Source organism: Paenibacillus sp. OV219 (genome assembly GCF_900110075.1).
In the GTDB taxonomy this organism is placed as follows: domain Bacteria; phylum Bacillota; class Bacilli; order Paenibacillales; family Paenibacillaceae; genus Paenibacillus_Z.
Genome location: NZ_FOCJ01000001.1, coordinates 1,018,506 through 1,038,068, shown reverse-complemented (window position 1 = coordinate 1,038,068; position 19,563 = coordinate 1,018,506). Strand labels below are relative to the sequence as shown.

The following is a 19,563-nucleotide window of genomic DNA, read 5'->3' as shown; positions in this document are numbered from 1 at the left end:
AAAGGCTCACTTCCAATCGCCGTATAGATCAATTCGGCGGTCACGCCAAGTCGTAACAGAACCGGCTGCGCGAACATCGTGAAGGAGCTGGACATTGAGGTCAGCAACAACGAGCATATCATCGTTAATAATGCCTTCTGTCATGATGCCTGCGGGCGGGAACGGAATGTCATTAGGCGAAATAACAGCTGCTTGTCCGAAGTTCGCACGCATGAAATCGACTTTGCGCAGCGAACCAACCGTACCTGTCGTTACGATATATACCTGATTCTCAACCGCTCTAGCATGGCAGCAGTAGCGAACACGATAGAAGCCATGGCGGTCATCCGTACAGGATGGGCAGAAAATAATGTCCGCACCTTTGGCTCTCGCCATCCGAACGATCTCCGGAAACTCGATATCATAACAGGTCAGCATCGCGATTGTGCCAAACTCCGTATCAAACACTTGCAGTCCTTCGCCTGGTTGCATGTTCCATTCTTCACGCTCGGTCGGCGTCATATGCAGCTTCGCTTGCCGCTCAATGCGGCCGCTTGGATAGAACAGATGCGCAGCGTTATTCAGCTTGCCGCCGCCAACATCAATGACATGCGTACCGCCGATGATTTGCATGTTGTATTCGGCTGCGAGTGACTGAAACAGCGCGATGTAGCGATCTGTAAACTCTGGTAGCCGCTCGATCGGGAGCGGACGTCCCTGTTCGTCTCCAATAGACAGAAGCTGTGTCGTGAAAAACTCCGGAAACAAAACAAACTGAACGCCATACTCGGATGCGTTCCTTACATAGTGTGTTGATTGCGCGGCAAACTCGTCGAAGCTTGCGATATCCGCAAGCTTGTATTGCACGGCACATACTCGTAAACTGCTCATTTTGCATCCCCTATTCATTTATTTCTTTTGCGGCAGCGCGACCGAAATTGTCGTCCCTTGATCCGGCTTGCTGAACACGTCGATCTTGCCCTCATGCATATCGACGATGCGTTTGGCGATAGATAAGCCAAGACCTGCTCCCCCGGTAGCCCGGCTTCTCGCTCCATCAACGCGGTAGAATCGCTCGAACAGATTCGCTATTTCGTCCTCAGGAATGCCGATCCCTTTGTCCGACACGGACAAACGTACGATACCTTTGTTCACCGATAATGTAATATCAATCGCGTCTTTACTGTATTTAATGGCATTATCGAGCAGAATGACGAGGAGCTGGCGGATTTTATCCTTGTCTCCATTCAGCCTGACATCCTGCTTGCCAGTATGTACACGAATCATCCGCTGGAACGTCAAGTGCAGCATATCTGCCGTCTCATCCGCTAATTGTACGAGATTGAAGCTCTCGATGTTCAGCCAATCTTCCTGTTCTGCGTGCGCCAGCTGCAGCATGGACTTCGTCAAATTCTGCAGCCGCTGTGATTCCTTGCTAATCGCTTCAATCGCTTCATCGCGAATATTCGCGTCATCGCGCCCCCACCGCTTCAACATGCCGGCATAGCTGCTGATGACCGTAAGCGGCGTCTTCAACTCATGCGATGCGTCTGCGACGAACTGCTTCTGCCGCTCAAACTGCCGATCGAGACGATTAATCATCTGATTAAACGCCCGCGCCAGCTGTAGCAGTTCAGCAGACTGATCGCGCTGCGCAAGCTCAATCTGCCGCAGCTTCCCGCTTCTGTCGATTTCTCTCATCGTCTGGACCATATGCTGAATTGGCGACGTGAGCCTGGAGGTGAACCAATAAGTACCGAAGATGGCGAATAGAATGGCACCGATACTCGTAATCGTCAGCGCGATGACAAGCACTTGCAAGTAACTGTCTAGCAGCTGCAGCTTGCGGTAAATCTCCAGCGTACCGATCACTTCGTTATTCTTGTATAGCGGCACCTTCATATAGAGCACTCTGCGTCCTTCGATGAAGAACATGCCCGTATCATGCTTGTTTGTAAACACAGGCTTGAGCGCCAGCAGTTCAGGGTCTGACCCTTGCGAATTGAGAATCTTGCCGCTGCTGTTCACGATGCGCATCAGCTCGTCGACATTGTAATAATCTCTGAGCAGATCCGCGTTCGACAGCTGCGAAGGTTCGCTAATCCGCCTATCCTCAAGCAGAATATTTACTTTATTCGTAAGCAGCTGATCTTCGCTTCTCATCGTGATTTTTATCACAAATAAATAAACGAATATATTAAACAAGATCAGAATGAAAATGAGCCAAAAGATCGTAAAGAACGTAAACCTTCTTCGCAGCGTCATGCATCCGGCTCCTTCAGCATGTACCCGACGCCGCGCACGGTATGAATGAGCTTATGCCGATAGCCTTTATCAATCTTCTGCCGTAAATATCGAATGTACACGTCGACAAGATTGGTCTCGCCGATGAAATCATAGCCCCATACTTCGGACAAAATATCTTCCCGTGACTTCTCGTCGTTCCGATGCTCCGCCAAGTAGACGAGCAGCTCAAACTCTCGCGGTGTGAGCTCGATCAGCACATCTTTGCGATACACTTTGCGTGTGCGCAGCTCAATTGACAGATCAGCCACTTTAAGCACATCTGGGCTCTCCGCTTCTTTCGGCTGAGCTTGAAAAATTCGCAGCAGATTGCGGACTCGTGCTAGCAGCTCTTCCATCGCGAATGGCTTCGTAATATAATCGTTAGCGCCATGCTCAAAGCCGCTTACTTTATCAGGAATCGTATCGCGTGCAGTCAGCAAAATAATCGGAATCGGATTGCCGGACTGGCGAATTCGGCGCAGCACTTCAATACCGTTCAGCTCTGGCAGCATGACATCTAGCAGCAGCATATCCCATTCGCCGTTCATCGCTTGCTCCAAGCCACTCCTGCCGTCAGCAGCGCGACCGACTACATATCCTTCATGTTCCAGCTCTAATTGGAGGACTCTGGCAATACCATCCTCATCTTCGATGACTAGAATGCGTTCGTTCATTCTTGGTTCGCACCCACTTCGTAGTAGACTTCTTCACTATCATAAAGAAGCCGATGAGCCAATGCAAGCATTAGCGAGCCTTGTCGATCCGCGCAATGAGCGGGTTTAAAGCACGTTCCAGCTGGGGAAGCCAGCTTCTATTCGCTGTTGCCCATGACCCTGACCATTGCTGCTGCACCCATTCTTCAGCTGGCAGCATCGGGATTTCGCACAGCGGCTTCTTTGGAATCGCGCTTATCCATTCGCTGCGATATCGGAACTTCATCGTTTTATTCGCAAGCCAGTAGGTCTCTTTGCCCGCCTGATCACGCTCATAGCTAATGCGCTCGGCTGCTTTCATACGATGAGGCGTCCATTTGGACACCGCGGGATCAACTATGAACACAAGCATATCGCATTGGATCAACTCCAACTCCAGATCAGATGTCCGTAATGATTGTGAAGTCCACTTACTAGAGACATCCGTAATCTGGATCGGCGCTGAAATGGAGGCGTTTAACAGCTTGTATTGCATCGCAGAGTCGAGACTGGACTGCAAGAAGGCTGGCTCAAGCACGAACCACTGAAGCAGTCGCGAGGTAGACGAGTAGAAGCTGCGATACATGGGTACTGTGAGCGCAACAGTATGCTGCTTAGCAGGCTGCGTTAGGAGCGCATGCCATTCTGGCTCGAGCTCTGGATGTTCAATTGCCGCACATGGGATTTGGCGCGCCTGTAGCAAGTGTGCAAGTGTTAATGCGATGAATGTCCCGCCGGCTCCAGGCGATAACGAAGCAATAATGATGCTTTGTTTCCGAGAGGACCCAGTCTTCTCATGGCGGATATCACTTATTACTGGCAGTGTCGCGAAACATTTCGTGAGCGCGTTTTGCGCTTCCATGACATTGCTATACCGGAAGCTCGGATTCGGGTCGATCATTCGGTTCATTACAGCTGCTAGTTCTCTGGGCACATGTGATAGCTGATGAGATCCCGAATTCGGTGTATCGCCATCAATTGCTACTTTCCTCCCGCCACTAAGCAAGTAATAGAGAAGCGCTCCTAAACCGAATACGTCCGTCCGAACATCACTCTGCTGCTCCCCTTCCTGCTCAGGGGCGGCAAAGCCCGGCGTTCCTAGCTGCACAGTGTCCTGCTCCTTCCCAGGCTTATATTCCCGCGCAATGCCAAAGTCAATCAGACGCACAAAGCCGCTCCGATCAATCATGACGTTTGTAGGCTTCAAGTCACGATGAATAATGGCCGGATTTCGAGTGTGCAAGTAATGTAACGCATCTGCCAGCTGTATGCCGATATCGGCTGCGCGGGCAGCCGGAATAATGCCTTCGTGCTCAGCCATATAAGCCTGCAAGGTCATGCCGTCGATATAATCCATGACTAACAGCTCATGACCATGCTGGTCTGGCGGAAAATAATCAATAATAAGCGGCAGATGTGGATGGTTCAGCCGCATGAGCAGTCCTGCTTCTTCAGCACTGCTTGATACATGATCGACGTTCGCAAGGCTCATTTTCACAGCACGAAGCTTGCCCTGCAGACGGATATCCTCAGCAGCATATACCTCGCCCATACCTCCGCGTCCAATACGACCAATTACCCGATAGCGTCCGCCAATGATGACGCCAGGCTCATAACTGTGAATGGCATGCTCATTCCGTTCCATAACGATCCCTCCTGATTCTTAAAAAGATGACTAAACAAAAAAAGCACCCCGAAAGAACAACTGCCAGGCAGTCGTTTCAATCGGGATGCTTTCCCATCTTGCGTATAATCGTGCTACTTCTTTACCAAGTATAACGTAATTTCGTCGCGGTTGTGGAACAATTGCTTTGCCTTCTTCAGCTCGAACGCGCTTTCCAGCTTCGCGACAACGTCGCGGATCGTCTGCAGCGGCTTCTTATGCATCAACTTCAGCGTAATAATCGCTGTTGCGCCATCTGAGAGTGCGTCTGTCTTCTCAAGCACGAGCTTCGCCATCTGCATCGGGCTCCAGCTCATATCGCAGACAAGAAGATCGAACGTTCCCGATGGAAAATTGACATCCGACGCATTCTTCTTCATTACTGTCAGTCTCGGGTAAGCCGAAAGCGACGGATGCAGGTTAGCCGGGTCAATGGACGTTACGCGCAGTCCACGCTCAAGCAGCAGCTGTGTCCAGCCGCCTGGTGCAGCGCCGATGTCGACAGCTTGCCGATAGGTCTCAAAGTATAGCTTGAAAGCACGCTCGGCTTCGAGCAGCTTGAATTTCGCACGTGAAATTTGCCCTTCTTCGCGTTGAAAGCGTACTGCGCCTCCCGGCCAATCAGACAACTGTTCAGCCGGTGTACCCCAGCCAACATAAAGCTCTTCCGCTCCAGCGAAGATCGATAGGATCACGTCAGGCGACTGCATGACTGTCTCAGCGCCGACCTCCATTAAGACTGCATCCAGCACTGACTTCGTGTCGGCAGCGGAATACATGAACGGCGTTTTCTCGACGCGGCGGAGATGAACCGCTACAGTCTGATTATCTACGCGCGAGCGTGCGTGACGAACCAGATCAGACAGCGCCTGCAGATCGTCTGCACTGCCTTGGATCGGCAAAGCGCGCTCGATGTGCTGAATGTGGCGTAAGAAAACTGGTTCATTCTTCTGCAGAAGGTCGAGCAGCTCCTCGCGGCTAAGAGGTACTTCCATCTTGAATACTTCACCCGCGATTAGCTGGGTGAATTTAATGCCATTAACGAACCGACGCAGCTCTTCCATCGCGAGCGATGCAAAGCCGTGGTTCGCTGTCCCTATCCAATGACTCACTTTATTATGCCTCCTGGTAATGCCCGAATCCACGGGCGGTCATCCGCCCATTCTACTTCAACTGGCCAGTCGTATGCACGGCTGAGCCATTCTGGGCTTAGCACTTCTTTTTTCGGTCCCGCTGATAGAATCTTTCCGTCCTGCACAAGTGCAACATGCGTGAACAGCGGGATAATTTCCTCCATATGATGCGTCACATAAACGACAGTAATGTCACGCTTGCTCAAGTGGCCAAGATCAATCAACAGCTTCTCGCGTTCATAGAGATCAAGTCCCGCGCATGGCTCGTCCATAATGAGAATCTTCGGATTCGACATGAGCGCACGAGCAAGCAGAACCTTTTTGCGTTCACCTTGAGATAGTGTCGCCAGTGTTTGCCCCGCTGTATACAGGATCCCAACCTCATCCAGTAGACGAAGCGCCTTCTGACGAACCTCCTCATCGATGGTTTGGTAGAAACGCAGGAAGGCGTACTCGCCAGTTGCGACTACTTCCCATACCGGGTCACGCATTGTCAGCTTCTCTAGAACCGATTGGCTAATGTAGCCAATTTCCTTGCGCACTTCCCGCACATCGCATTCGCCGAAGCGATTGCCAAGCACATCTACAGTACCCGAGGATGGGAACTGATAGCCTGTCATCATTTCAAGCAGCGTCGTCTTTCCGCAGCCGTTGCGGCCGAGAATAACCCAATGTTCACCTTTATTCACTTGAAGATTAATGCCACTAAGTATTTGACGCTCCTCACGACGGAACGTTATGTCTTTTAACGTAATCACAAATTACCCTCCCATATGTACGAGCCACACTCACCCCGGCATCGGGCCGTGATGAATACTGATATGTAATGGCGCATGCTGCGTCAGTAAATGTATCATCTGCATACGTCCAGCAGGACTTGAAGTATGAAAATAACAAGTGCGCGGATACCGGCCGCTATCGACGATATACTGCACGACGCTTAGACCGGTTGGCTGTCCCCATCCGAGATCGAAATCCAACGATAGAAGGTCTACTTCTTCATGCTCCAGCAGCAGCTTGCATTCCTCTGCTGTCTTAGCAAGGACGAAACCCTTTGGACATGGCCGAAAATCATCTAAATAAACGTTAATCAACCTGCTCGACTCCCCTTAGACGCCGAATACGTTCAAGCTGCTGCCGATGTGTACCATCAGAATCAGCTGGTGTCTCAAGCACGAAAGGCACCTCAGCCATAAGCGGATGCCTCAGAAGCCATTCAAGCCCTGCTTCGCCGATGTAACCTTCGCCTATGCGCGCATGGCGATCACGTTTCTCCCCGCTCGGATAAACCGAATCGTTCAGATGCACAGCTGACAAATGCTCAAGCACCCCAAGCTCCTTCGCTTTATGAAACCATTCGGCATCCGGACTCCCATTCCAGACACCGCTGGCGAACAGATGGCAAGTATCGAGGCAAAAGCCGATTTTGTGCGGATCGATAGCTAGGCTGCGGATTTGTGCAAGCTCCTCCATCGTCGTCCCCATGAACGTTGAATCGCCAGCTTGGTTCTCAATGAGCAGCTTCGCACTACCTTGCCATTGTGACGTAACCGCACTAAGCGCCAGCACCGCGTTACGATAACCTTCCAGCGGATCTGCACCCTTGTATACACCGAAATGAACAACGACTCCCAGCGACCCGCATGCTTCCGCGATCTCGAGATCGTTCAGCAGCGATAGCACCGTCCTTGCCCGAAGCTCCACGTCTTCTGACGCAACGTTCGTCAAATATGGCGAGTGCGCGATCGACACGATTCCTTGATCTCGGCAATATGCAGTACACCGCAGTGCATCGTTCAAATCAGGCGTCTTAAGGGCAAGACTTCGCGGATTTTTCGGAAAATATTGAAATGCGTTCGCGCCAAGCTGTTTCACTTTGCGCGCCGCTTGAACGTAACCGCCCCTCGTCGATACATGAAAGCCGAGTCGCATACGTCTTGCTCACCTGTCCTTCTGACATTGGCTGCAATAGAACACTTTGCGTGAATTAAGCTCTTCTTGCGTGATTGGTGTTCCGCAGTTGACGCACGGCTCGCCGCCGCGATCATAGACGAGGCAATGCTCGTTGTAGCCGCCAGTCACGGTATCATTGTTCGTGAGCGGCAGCTCCATATAGCCGCCATACCCTACTGCCCGCTCAAGTGCGCTGTGCATGGCATTATAGATGCGCTCCCATGTTTCGGACTCGATCTCCGATATGCGTGCTGCCGGCTTCACTCCAGCGGCAAAAGCGATCTCATCTGCATAGCAGTTACCGATACCCGCAATGACGCGCTGCTCGACGAAAGCCGTCTTGAGCGATCCGCGCTTGCCTTTGAACCGCTCAATAAACTTCGGCAATGTAAGCCATTTGTCGAACGGCTCTGGCCCGAGATCAGCGAGCTTTGCAGTGGCTTCCTTAACGGAGAGAAGATGCAAATAGCCGAGACGGAGTCCGCTGAAGCAAAGATCGCCTAGCGGGAAGCTAATCGCAACTTGAACGGAGCGGTCTGATCGTTCCGGCATCGTTCCATCATCATTTGGAATATTCGATTCATAACGGATTAATCCGCCAAGCATGAGATGAAGGAGCAACCGTTTCCCGTTATCGAGATGGAAGAGAAGCATTTTTCCACGGCGCTCGACGAACCACACCGTTCGGCCGACCAGCTCTGCTTCGAATGTCTCCACGGGAACGTTGATCGACTTTTCCCTATTGACGGCAACCTTCATAATTGGTTGGCCAGATATGCGTTCCGCCAGCATCATGCGATAATGTTCCATTTCCGGATATTCCGGCATCGTACAACTTCCTTCCTATGGGCGTTAAAAACGCGCCAGCTGATCACGAATGTACTGCTTTAATTGATATAAGTCATGGATAATGACGTCTGCTTCACAGCCTGCAGCACTCAACAGCTCTTTATAATTGTCGCCAGTTGCGAGTCCAGTTAAAACAAGGATCGACCTGCAACCTGCGGCATGCCCAGCAGCTATATCAGTTGCCGGATTATCGCCGATTACCCATGCCTCTCCAGCTTCCAGACCCATGCGCTGCAGAGCAAAATCCATCAATATCGACGATGGCTTGCCGATCACAGTTGGCGTGACGCCTGTCGCAGTGCGAAGGAGCGCAGAAATTGAGCCTGCCCCTGGAATGAGACCATGCTCGGAAGGAAGAAGCAGGTCTGGGTTCGTAAGAATATACTGTGCGCCGCTGCGAATGAATTGCACCGCTTTGGCAAGCTTATCATAGGTCAGCTGCCGGTCGATGCCTTGCACGACAATATCCGGTTCGTCTTCGACAAGCTGCAAGCCTGCTGTTTCCAGCGCTGCGCGCAAACCCGATTCGCCGATGACATGCACGCGAGCATTCGGCTGTTGCTGCGCAATGTAGGCTGCCGCCCCTTGCGCGGAGGTGCACACCTCATCCGCACTTGCGGGAATACCCATTGCTTGCAGCCGCTCTGCTACGACCTCAGGCGTTGCGGTTGAATTATTCGTTACAAATAAATAACTGAGCTCCTGCTCTCGGAGCATCTGTATAAGCTCATCAGCACCAGGAATCATAATGCCGCCATGATAAAGCGTTCCGTCCAAATCAATGAGCAGACCGCGAAGTGCGTGTGAAACGCCCATAATCGTCCACCCCTATTCTGCTTGTTCAATTCGGTTCCATTTCTGCAGTTTACCGCGTAATCGGTCGATCCGCTTGCGAATCAGCTCAAGCTCTATTCTTCGCTTATTCTGAATTCGAAGTCCAGCGTGCCTACGCAGTGCGATCGAATGCGCTTCCTCTGCTAGCGAGAGCGCTGCCTGCAGTTCCTTGGTCCGATGTTCATAATACATCGCTAGCTCGATATGAGCCTCATAATCCGGCCAATTGGCAGCTTCTGCATCTTGCACAGCCTTCTGCCACAATAACACAGCACGCTCCCAATTTCCACATTTCTTGTCCCGCTCCGCCAGCATGCACAAGCATTTTGGGGAGATTTGAGGATGATCTGTCAGAAGCGTATATAGCGGCTCTGCAAGCTCTTTCTTCCCCATCCGCTCGAGCCAAAGACCTGTACGAAGAAGCTCCTCGGCTTCACTCGGCAGCGCGACCTGCTTGCCTAGTCCACCGCTCAGCAAATATCCGAACCGGATGGCAAGAACGGCGAGCGAGAGCATATCGCATTCATTGTGCTCGAAAACGCCAAGCAGCGGCTGCGGCTTTCCGTCTGCAAGATATTGAAAATAAATCGCAGGCGCCTGCGAACCAGGCACATCATCTTCCCGCGTAATGCCAAGGCGCTCTTCCTCAACATGGCTTAGCCTGCAGGAAACGAGCGTGTTGCGCCAGATGGAGCGTGATGGATGCAGCAGATCAACATGAATCGGTTCCCACTTGAAGGTGCGGAAGCCATTTAAGATGAATCGATTATGAAGGACTGGCCAATCGAAGGTACGGCCGTTATACGTAACGAGATGCGTGAAGCTCGGCAGCAAATTACACAAGTAGCCAATCATTGCGCGTTCCTCAGCAGGATGGCGAATCAGCATTTGCTCAACGACGAATACATCTTCTTGCAAATAAGCCAGCCCAACCATAAAGGGCACATTCCCAGTGCCCACGCCTAGCCCCGTCGTCTCAAGGTCGAGGAAAAGCAGATTGGTGTAGTCGAGCTGCGTCTGCTCCGGCTTACGGAATACGTCCATGTGCAGCTGTGTTTCTTCCAGTTCCCCCAGTCGATGAATGCCATGCCGATGCATTAAAGGATAACGACTTTCGCGTACAAGAAAGGTTCCTTCGGTCGACTCGACAATACGAACGTTCAGCTCTTCCCAGTCAGCGGACAGTTCATTAGACTCTTCGGCAATAGCTGGCGCAGAGGACGATATCTCTTCATCCAATACCTCTGCTACCTGATCAACCGTCTCTTCCGTGACCATACCCGCAAGCCGTTCCGCTTGGGCAGCCGCACTGCTGCGCATCCTTAGCAGCTTATCGCGCAGCCCGCTCATGTTGACACGCCTACACTTGCCGGGCAGCCGCTTAGACAGCTATGGCTCTGTGTATTCTTCATTGTGACTAACGCACGAATTAAAGCTGCGCTAGCAGCTGGATGCTTCTTCTCTTCCCGTTTATTCCATTTATTTCCGTTCCAATACATGCCGGGCACCCGTCCTCACATATGCATTTTCCGATAAGGTTCTGTGCAGATTCCTTAATTTCACCGAAGCGCTTATAAACTTCTTCAGCCAGTCCGATACCGCCAGGGTAATGATCGTAAAGAAACACGGTAGGAAGCCCAGAATGCGACGCCTTAATTTGCGATACGACATGGATGTCATTGCGATCACACATGACCATAACAGGCACGATATGCTGTAGCACGTTTGAAATTCCTAGTAATAACTGTTCCAAAGTCTTCACCCCTATTTCAGGGTCTACTTCTTTCAACTCGATCCAGGCTGCGCTCGTATGCAATTCTTCTTCCGGAAGATGAATGGGTCCGCTCCCAATATTCTCACCGGTCGTCAGTTTGATTTTCTTAAATATAGTAGGTATGGCGTTTATCGAAACATCACCGTAATGAAGTGCGGCTTTATTCCTATTCGTGGTTCGATCTATTTCCAATACTTTAAGCTGTACAGCTAGGTTAGCGTCGGTATAATACTCTACGTCCACTTCGCGAACGTAAGCTTTCTTATGGTCCCAGTCCAGCTTCTCAACCTGGAACTGTACCCCTTCGTGCAAATAGATTGCCTCATCGTGCAGCAAGGTCATGGCGCTAAAGCGGTCCATTTCGCCGATTATTTTTACATCAGCTACATTCGATTGGTCTACAATAACTACGTTTTCCTGGGAAGCAGAACGCAGGCTGATGTTATTCGCCGGGAAAGACTGATTCGCCCAGTAATATGTGTCGCCATTCTTATGCAGTATTCGATCCTCTACCAAATAGTCCATGATGTCCGTTACGCCCTGCGTACCAAATTCTTCGCTGTGCTTGAAAGGCAATTCATATGCGGCGCACCGCAAATGATCCACAAGGATGATAAGATTCTCGGGGTTGATCCGCGCAGATTCCGGGTTGCGTTCGAAGAAGTAATCTGGATTGTTTACGATATATTGGTCTATCGGAGTCGAACTAGCTACCATAATGATGAGGGCTTCGCCATGACGGCGCCCTGCCCGGCCTGCCTGCTGCCAAGTGCTTGCCACGCTTCCAGGGTAGCCGTTCATAACGCACACCTGTAGCTGGCCGATATCTACACCCAGTTCTAATGCGTTCGTGCTAACTACGCCTAAGATTTCCCCGGCCCTTAAACCCTTCTCAATTTCTCTTCGCTGGTTCGGCAAGTAACCGCCCCGATAGCCTCGAATAGATTTAGAAGCGATCTGATTCTTAACCAGTTCCTGCAGATGACTGAGAATCAGCTCTACGCGAACCCGGCTCCTCGCAAAGACGATGGTTTGAATTTTGTTTTTTAGAAACTCCGTCGCCAAATGATTCACTTCAACAGATGCGCTTTTTCTAATATTAAGTGCCTTATTTACAATCGGCGGGTTATAGAAAACAAAATGCTTCCTGCCTCTAGGCGCCCCGTTATCGTCAATTAAGCGCATCGGCTGCCCCGTCAATTGTTCTGCTAACTCCTTTGGGTTCGCGATTGTAGCAGACGTACAAATAAATGTAGGATTACTGCCATAAAAGCTGCAAATTCGTTTAAGACGGCGCAATACGTTCGCTACGTGACTCCCGAAAACGCCTCTATATGTATGCAACTCGTCGATAACGACATACTTTAGATTCTCAAACAAGCTAACCCATTTGGTATGGTGCGGCAATATACCGGAATGCAGCATGTCCGGGTTTGTGATCACGATATGCCCAGCCTTGCGTACGATCTGACGAATAGCCGGCGAAGTATCGCCGTCATAGGTGAAACTTTTTATGTCGATTCCCATTTCATCGATAATTTCATTTAGTTCGCTTCTTTGATCCTGAGAGAGCGCCTTCGTCGGAAAAAGATACAGTGCCCTGCTCGTGTCGTCCTTTGCGATCGCTTGCAGCACTGGCAAGTTGTAGCACATGGTTTTGCCCGAAGCCGTTGGCGTTACCGTTACAATGTTCTCACCATTCGTGACTGCTTGAAAGGCACTGTACTGGTGGGAATACAGCTGCTCGATCCCTCGTTTGGCAAAAGCGTCTTTGATTCGCGGATCAACAGCCTCCGGGATTGGGCTATATCGCGCTTCCTGTGGTTCGATCTCGTGCCAATTGACTATATTTTCATTTGTCCTAAGCTCTTGGATAACCTCGGTCAAGTTTTTCTTTCTAAAGGTCATAGTTTCAACTCTTTTCTATAGAACGGTTGTTCTCGTAATTATAACCCTTCAATACCTATCAGTAAAAGCCCCAAAAAGGGCATGGAAATAATTAATCTCGTCAGTCTCGCAATTAAAGCAAAAAACCGTCTTCGTCTGCCCACCGAGGCAAACAAAGTCGGTTCTCCTATTATACAAACGGCGGCTCCCACATTTTCTTGTTCCATCCGACACGTTCATGAATGACATTAAAATTACGATCCAGCCTCACTGCGGCGGTGAATGGCGTATGCTTCTTATGCCAGAATCGGACGTCGCTCCAAATCACCAAGTAGCCGTCCGCATGCTCCTCAACGTCCACATGGATACAAGCGGCAAGATGATGAAAAGCTTGCACCCCGTCTACGTCGATTGTCGCTTCAGCGGCAGCGGCTAGTCTCTCTGGGCTTCTTTTGTACAGCATCGCTTCTTCATGGACAACGCTGCGATTCAGATTACCTTTGATGAAAGCATCACCAGTGTCGATTACAAACTGCCATGCCATACCGAACAGCGTCGGGGTTAACGTGATTTGCCCCAGATTCACTCGGTAAGCTCTGCATAAGCTTCTAATTACGGAACGGGATACGAGAAACCGCCATAACATGTAAATCAGCGTCAAGGCATATACGAGCAGAAACATCCTCACCGGATTCGGCGTCGCGCCGGTGGTCCAGAGTAACACAACGGCTGCATGCATCGCGAATAGATAAGGATCGAGTAGGCATAGTACATCGAGATGCAGCCATCGCCTAGTGAATGGCCGCATGCATTGTACGCCATAGGCGTTAAACAAATCGAGTGTAATATGGAAACAGACTGCGATGAACGCCCATAGGATGACGGTCCAGCTCCATTCCTGAACTCCGAAGAACCACGCAATCGGTAAGCCGATGAGCGGCGCCCAGACGAGAGGTGCAGGCAGCGAATGGGTTAATCCGCGATGGTTGCGAATATAAGCCGACCCACCCTTTAACCGCATAACCGCATCAAAATCAGGAGCATGACTGCCAATCAGCGTCGCGGCTAATACCGCGTACAACAGATCAGGATGTGCGCTAACTGTCGGATCAACGAGCGAAAGTCCTGCCAACGTGGCGCCAAACAAGAGGTGACTTCCTGTATCCATCCACCATCATCCCTTCGCGAGTCTGCGCTATAATGCTTTAACGCAAATAGCGTAACAGCAGACTGTAAAGAGATGATTTGAGATTGATGATGTTTTTGTAAGTATGGCATCAGTGGGCTGCATCAGCAGTAGCTATCGCTTTACGATAAACTCGGCAAAATCCGACGCAGGCTCGATGTTCGGAAACAGTTGCTTCGCATCATCTACCATCTCCGCAACCGCTTCCTCGTCGAAGCGCGAGCTGAAATGCGTCACGACGAGCCGCTTCGCGCCGGCTTTCTGTGCTATCTCGGCTGCTTGGCGAATCGTCGAGTGCCCATACGCCTCCGCCTTCACTTCCATGCCGCCGGCAAACGTCGCCTCATGGACGAGCAAATCAGCACTGCCCGCCAGCACGACCGCATTATCGCATGGCTTCGTATCTCCAAGAATCGTAATAACCCGACCGGCAATCGGTGGTCCGACCACTTCTGCCGAACAGACATGACGTCCATCCTCAAGCATAATGTCTTCCCCACGCTTCAATTTGCCGTATTGAGGCCCAGGCTTAACTCCAAGCTCAGCGAGCAAACCCAGATTCAACTGACCCAGCTGCGACTTCTCCGTGATCCGATAGCCAAAGCAAGGCATGCGGTGCTCGAGCGCAGCAGCTTCAATAATGAAGCGACTATCCTCGGCAACGACACCCTCCTGTATTTCAATGACTTCAAGCTCATAGCCTAAATGCACGCCACTATGATGAAAAATAACGTCCAAATATGCCTTCAGACCCTTCGGTCCATAGACCTGCAGCGGTCCTGCACCTTCGAAATACGAGCGGCTGCTAAGAAGTCCTGGCAATCCATATAGATGGTCGCCATGCAGATGCGTGATGAAGATCCGCTCCAGCTTATTCAGCTTCAGCCCGCTCGCAAGCAGACGATGCTGCGTTCCTTCTCCTGTATCAAACAGCCAAAATCCGCAGAACGGCTCAGGCAGCGATAATGCGATCGACGTCACATTGCGAGACTTTGTCGGCCTACCTGCACTCGTTCCGAGAAACGTAAGCTTCACTTATCTATCCCTCCAATCATCAGCTATAACAATACCCTCCGGAAACACGGGCTTCAACCGCGCTTTTCGGAGGGTGGGTATAAGAAACTATTTGCTATGCCTTATCAACGTTGAAGTACTGTGCTTGCGGATGCGCGAACACCATTGCCGATACTGAAGCTTCAGGCTCCATCATGAAGCCTTCAGTCAGCTCTATACCGATATCTTCCGGCTGCATCAGCTCGAACAGCGGCTGCTGATCTTCGAGGTTCGGACAAGCCGGATAGCCGAACGAGACGCGAATGCCTTGGTAACGGGCACCGTGGCGTTGCTTCATCGTCATTTCCGGGTGATCCGGGTAACCCCATGTATCACGCATCAGATGATGGACACGCTCTGCCATCGCTTCCGCAACTTCAAGCGCAACGGATTGCAATGCGTGCGAACGCAAGTAGTCACCGTTATCCTTCAGCTCAGTTGCTTTCTCACGGACTCCTTCACCGGCAGTGACAACGAGGAAGCCGACGTAATCCATCACGCCGCTCTCTACCGATTTCAAGTAATCCGCCAGACACAGGTATGGCTCTACTTGCTGCCTTGGGAACGAGAAGCGCTTAATCTCCACGCCAGGCTGCTTCGGATCATAGATAATAATATCATTGCCCGAAGACTGCGCCGGATAGAAGCGATACATGCCGTGAGCTTGGAGCAGCCCTTTCGCAGCATCTGCCAACAGCCCGTCAACGGTTTCCTTCAAGTTAACAGCCTTCTCATTACCTTCTGCGAGCAATTGATCGACATTACCCTTCAATCCGAGATGGTGACCTAATAGCATCTGCATATTGATGTATGGCACGATGTGTGGAATAGGTACGTTTCGGAGCACATGTCGGTCAGTATCCGGCGGGATATACACTGGTGCATCCTGATTAATCGAAGACTTCACCGCACGTGTCAGCTCAGGCAATGGCTTCTTCTCTTCTTCTTCGACTCCGCCGGAAGCTTTGAACGCTTCCATCTCTTCCTGATAAACACGGCGAGAATCTGGATTCATCAGCTTGTTCGCGATATCAAGTCCGTCCATCGCATCCTTCGCATACAGTACAAGACCGTCATACTCAGGTCCAATTCGATTCTTGGTGAATTTACGTGTGAGCGCTGCACCACCTACAAGAATAGGTGCATCGATGCCAGCATTGCGCAAATCCTGTGCCGTCAACACCATCTGCTGAGCCGATTTAACAAGAAGACCCGACAGGCCAATGGCATCTGCTGGCTCCTTACGGTAAGCCTCGATGAGCTGCTCTGGAGCGACTTTAATGCCAAGGTTGATAATCTTATAGCCATTATTGGACAGGATGATTTCAACCAAGTTTTTGCCGATATCATGCACGTCGCCTTTAACTGTCGCAAGAATAATCTTCCCTTTGACCGCAGAATCAGCCTTCTCCATATGCGGCTCCAGATACGTAACCGAAGCTTTCATGACCTCGGCGCTCTGAAGAACCTCAGCTACGATCAGCTCGTTATTATTGAATAGACGGCCGACCTCACTCATCCCTAGCATCAGCGGACCGTTAATAATATCAAGCGGCGCGTACTTGGTTAGCGCTTCGTCGAGATCCGGATAGAGCCCTTCCTTCGTGCCTTCTACGATATAAGAGCCAAGCCGCTCCTCGAGCGTTAGATTGGATATTTTCTCCTTCTTCTCGACCTTCTTCTCACGGAACGCAGCGACGAATGCCGAGAGCGTATCATCATTCGTATTGAAGATGAGATCTTCCGCCAAACGGCGCTCTTCCTCAGGAATGGATGCATATCGCTCCAGCTTCTCTGTGTTTACGATCGCGTAATCAAGGCCGGCTTTGGTCGTGTGGTACAGATAGACCGAGTTCAACACCTCGCGGCCTGCATCCGGCAAGCCAAAGGAGATGTTACTTAGGCCAAGAATTGTCTTCGCCTTCGGATATTTCGCCTTGATCATCTTGATACCTTCGATCGTCTCAACCGCAGAACCGATGTACTGCGGATCACCAGAGCCAACTGGGAACATATTCGGGTCAAAAATAATATCTTCCGGGTTCATCCCATACTTCTCCGTAAGGAGCTCATACGAGCGAGTCGCCACTTCCATCTTTGCTTCACGCGATACCGCTTGGCCGCGCTCGTCAATCAGGATACAGACGACGGCTGCGCCATAGCGATGAATGAGCGGCAAAATCTTCTCAAACTTCGATTCGCCATCCTCAAGGTTAATGGAATTAATGATCGCTTTACCTTGAGAATATTTGAGACCCAGCTCGATAATGTGATCGTAGGTTGAATCGAGCATGAGCGGAACTTTAATCTTCTTTACAACTTCCGGAATGAACTTATGCACCGCATATGCCTCATCAATATCAGTATCCTGTAAGTTGATATCGATAATATGAGCGCCGTTCTTCACTTGTGCGCGAGCAATTTCAGACGCTTCATCGAATTTCTCTTCTTTAATGAGACGTTTGAATTTACGCGAACCGGAAATATTCGTCCGCTCACCGATCATAATTGGACGGTTTTCTTCTTCGATATAAACCGTCTCAATACCGGAAACTGCAGGTGGATGCTCGCCCATCTTCGTCCGCGGCGCGTAGTTCGAGAGAGTCTCCGCGAGCGCGCGAATATGGGCAGGTGTCGTACCGCAGCAGCCGCCGGCAATATTCAGCCAGCCTTGCTCAGCAAAGTCAGCAATCTTCTTCGCAAGCGAAGCCGGCGACTCATGGTAATTGCCGTTCTCATCCGGCAAGCCTGCATTCGGGTAGCAGCTGACTGCTGAACGGGCAATGCCCGACAGCGAACGGATATGATCGCGCATAAACTCTGGACCTGTCGCACAGTTCAGACCGATCGAGATCGGGTTCATATGCTCCAGCGAGATGTAGAACGATTCGATATTTTGACCGGCAAGTGTTGTTCCCATCGGTTCGATCGTACCAGAGATCATGAGTGGGAGCGTAATGCCTGTCGCTTCGAACGCTTTATGAATGCCGATTGTACCCGCTTTAACGTTAAGTGTATCTTGGGAGGTTTCAAGAAGGAGCGCATCCACACCGCCTTCAATTAGAGCAACAGTTTGTTCAAAATAGCTCTCTACGAGCTCATCAAACGTTACGCCGCCTGTAACAGACAACGTCTTCGTCGTTGGACCGAGCGCGCCTGCAACATAACGAGGCTTGTCCGCCGTCGTATATTTGTCCGCAGCAGCGCGAGCGATTCTAGCTGCTGCGAGGTTGATTTCTCGTGCTTTCTCTGGAATATCATATTCCACCAGTACGACACTTGTCGCACCGAACGTGTTCGTTTCCAAGATATCAGCGCCAGCTTCCAAATAAGCCTCATGAATGCCTTGAATGACATCAGGACGCGTGAGAACGAGCATTTCATTACAACCATCCAGCTCTTCGCCGCCAAAATCATCCGGCCCGAGATCAGCCTGCTGAATCATCGTACCCATTGCACCATCTAGTATAAGAATGCGTCTTTCGAGCATTTCCCCAATCGTCGGTTTCGTCATTGATGTCTTCCTTTCCACCAAAAAAATCATTTCCTTTTACTCTACCAGAATTCACCGTAAGTGCAAAGAACCTTTTGCAGGCATAGGGTCCGTGCTGTCGACAGGGCAACCAAATTGTTCTATACTTAATCGTATTGGCATTTATGATTTTGTGAAAAGAGGGATTATTTCGATGGCTGAAATTCGTATTCGCAGCACGAACGAACGCATCTCCGGCGAAGAGAACGTCCGTGCGTTTCTAGACAATCAAGAAGTGCTGTATGAGCACTGGGAAGCAAGCAAGCTGCCCGCTGAACTTCATAACAAATTCGTTCTTTCCGATGAAGAGAAACAAACGATTCTGTCTACGTACGATGAAGAGATCCGCGAGCTCGCTGCACGCCGCGGCTATCAAATCTGGGATGTCATCTCCCTCTCGGACGCGACTCCAAACATCGAGGAGCTGCTGAAGAAATTCGAGCAGATCCACACGCATACAGAAGATGAAATTCGCGGTATCGTATCTGGCCGAGGCATCTTCATTATTAAAGGTGATGAGGAAACGGGTTACTTCGATGTTGAGCTGGAAGCTGGCGATGTCATCTCCGTTCCTGAGAACAGAGCGCATTTCTTCACGCTAATGGACAACCGCGAAATTATCGCAGTTCGCCTCTTCATCGAGAAGGATGGCTGGGTTGCAACGAATCTCGAAGATCCGGCTTTTGCATAACAGTTGGATGATAAACGAAGAAAAGAAGAAGACCTGCCATGATGGCGGGTC

The 19,563-nt window shown here is 50.6% G+C and carries 16 protein-coding genes; 1 reads left to right on the top strand and 15 read right to left on the bottom strand.

The window, feature by feature from the left end; translation table 11 throughout:
• Positions 1 to 6: 6 nt before the first annotated feature.
• The 15 genes from BMY11_RS04625 to metH all read right to left on the bottom strand — a co-directional run bounded on the left by BMY11_RS04625 (position 7) and on the right by metH (position 18,803).
• Positions 7 to 870, bottom strand: a complete 864-nt coding sequence (locus BMY11_RS04625; protein ID WP_090573260.1) for a carbon-nitrogen hydrolase family protein — start codon at positions 868 to 870, stop codon at positions 7 to 9.
• 18 nt (positions 871 to 888) lie between these two features.
• Positions 889 to 2,244, bottom strand: coding sequence for a HAMP domain-containing sensor histidine kinase (locus BMY11_RS04620; protein WP_090573259.1), 1,356 nt, complete (start codon positions 2,242 to 2,244; stop codon positions 889 to 891).
• Positions 2,241 to 2,939, bottom strand: a complete 699-nt coding sequence (locus BMY11_RS04615) for a response regulator transcription factor (protein ID WP_090573258.1) — start codon at positions 2,937 to 2,939, stop codon at positions 2,241 to 2,243. The genes BMY11_RS04620 and BMY11_RS04615 overlap by 4 nt, the downstream gene beginning before the upstream one ends.
• Before the next feature lie 70 nt (positions 2,940 to 3,009).
• Complete coding sequence (locus BMY11_RS04610; RefSeq protein WP_090573257.1) at positions 3,010 to 4,602, bottom strand: serine/threonine-protein kinase; 1,593 nt, start codon at positions 4,600 to 4,602, stop codon at positions 3,010 to 3,012.
• A gap of 113 nt (positions 4,603 to 4,715) precedes the next feature.
• Entirely contained in the window at positions 4,716 to 5,732 is a 1,017-nt protein-coding gene (locus BMY11_RS04605) for an SAM-dependent methyltransferase (RefSeq protein ID WP_177182491.1), read from the bottom strand.
• Positions 5,729 to 6,511: an ABC transporter ATP-binding protein gene (locus BMY11_RS04600; protein ID WP_090573256.1), complete on the bottom strand. Its 783-nt coding sequence runs from the start codon at positions 6,509 to 6,511 to the stop codon at positions 5,729 to 5,731. Before BMY11_RS04600 ends, BMY11_RS04605 begins: the two co-directional genes overlap by 4 nt.
• 30 nt (positions 6,512 to 6,541) lie before the next feature.
• A complete protein-coding gene (locus BMY11_RS04595) occupies positions 6,542 to 6,847 on the bottom strand; it encodes a cyclic-phosphate processing receiver domain-containing protein (RefSeq protein ID WP_090573255.1) in 306 nt (101 codons plus the stop codon).
• A complete protein-coding gene (locus BMY11_RS04590; RefSeq protein ID WP_090573254.1) occupies positions 6,840 to 7,685 on the bottom strand; it encodes a deoxyribonuclease IV in 846 nt (281 codons plus the stop codon). The genes BMY11_RS04595 and BMY11_RS04590 overlap by 8 nt, the downstream gene beginning before the upstream one ends.
• A 9-nt stretch (positions 7,686 to 7,694) precedes the next feature.
• Entirely contained in the window at positions 7,695 to 8,534 is an 840-nt protein-coding gene (locus BMY11_RS04585; protein WP_090573253.1) for an Fpg/Nei family DNA glycosylase, read from the bottom strand.
• Positions 8,535 to 8,558: 24 nt separating this feature from the next.
• Entirely contained in the window at positions 8,559 to 9,371 is an 813-nt protein-coding gene (locus tag BMY11_RS04580) for a TIGR01457 family HAD-type hydrolase (protein ID WP_090573252.1), read from the bottom strand.
• A 12-nt stretch (positions 9,372 to 9,383) separates the two neighbouring features.
• Positions 9,384 to 10,739: a ribonuclease H-like domain-containing protein gene (locus BMY11_RS04575; RefSeq protein ID WP_090573251.1), complete on the bottom strand. Its 1,356-nt coding sequence runs from the start codon at positions 10,737 to 10,739 to the stop codon at positions 9,384 to 9,386.
• Positions 10,740 to 10,818: 79 nt separating this feature from the next.
• Positions 10,819 to 13,071, bottom strand: coding sequence for a DEAD/DEAH box helicase (locus tag BMY11_RS04570; RefSeq protein ID WP_090573250.1), 2,253 nt, complete (start codon positions 13,069 to 13,071; stop codon positions 10,819 to 10,821).
• Positions 13,072 to 13,240: 169 nt separating this feature from the next.
• Positions 13,241 to 14,218, bottom strand: a complete 978-nt coding sequence (locus BMY11_RS04565; protein ID WP_090573249.1) for a metal-dependent hydrolase — start codon at positions 14,216 to 14,218, stop codon at positions 13,241 to 13,243.
• Positions 14,219 to 14,350: 132 nt separating this feature from the next.
• Positions 14,351 to 15,271 carry a ribonuclease Z gene (rnz, locus tag BMY11_RS04560; RefSeq protein ID WP_090573248.1) on the bottom strand — a complete coding sequence of 307 codons (921 nt, stop codon included), beginning with the start codon at positions 15,269 to 15,271 and terminating at the stop codon, positions 14,351 to 14,353.
• Between the two features lie 94 nt (positions 15,272 to 15,365).
• On the bottom strand, positions 15,366 to 18,803 hold the full coding sequence (gene metH, locus BMY11_RS04555) for a methionine synthase (RefSeq protein ID WP_090573247.1): 3,438 nt from the start codon (positions 18,801 to 18,803) through the stop codon (positions 15,366 to 15,368).
• A gap of 172 nt (positions 18,804 to 18,975) precedes the next feature.
• On the opposite strand from metH, the gene BMY11_RS04550 reads away from it, so the two are divergent.
• Positions 18,976 to 19,512, top strand: a complete 537-nt coding sequence (locus BMY11_RS04550; RefSeq protein ID WP_090573246.1) for a 1,2-dihydroxy-3-keto-5-methylthiopentene dioxygenase — start codon at positions 18,976 to 18,978, stop codon at positions 19,510 to 19,512.
• The last annotated feature ends 51 nt before the right edge of the window (positions 19,513 to 19,563 follow it).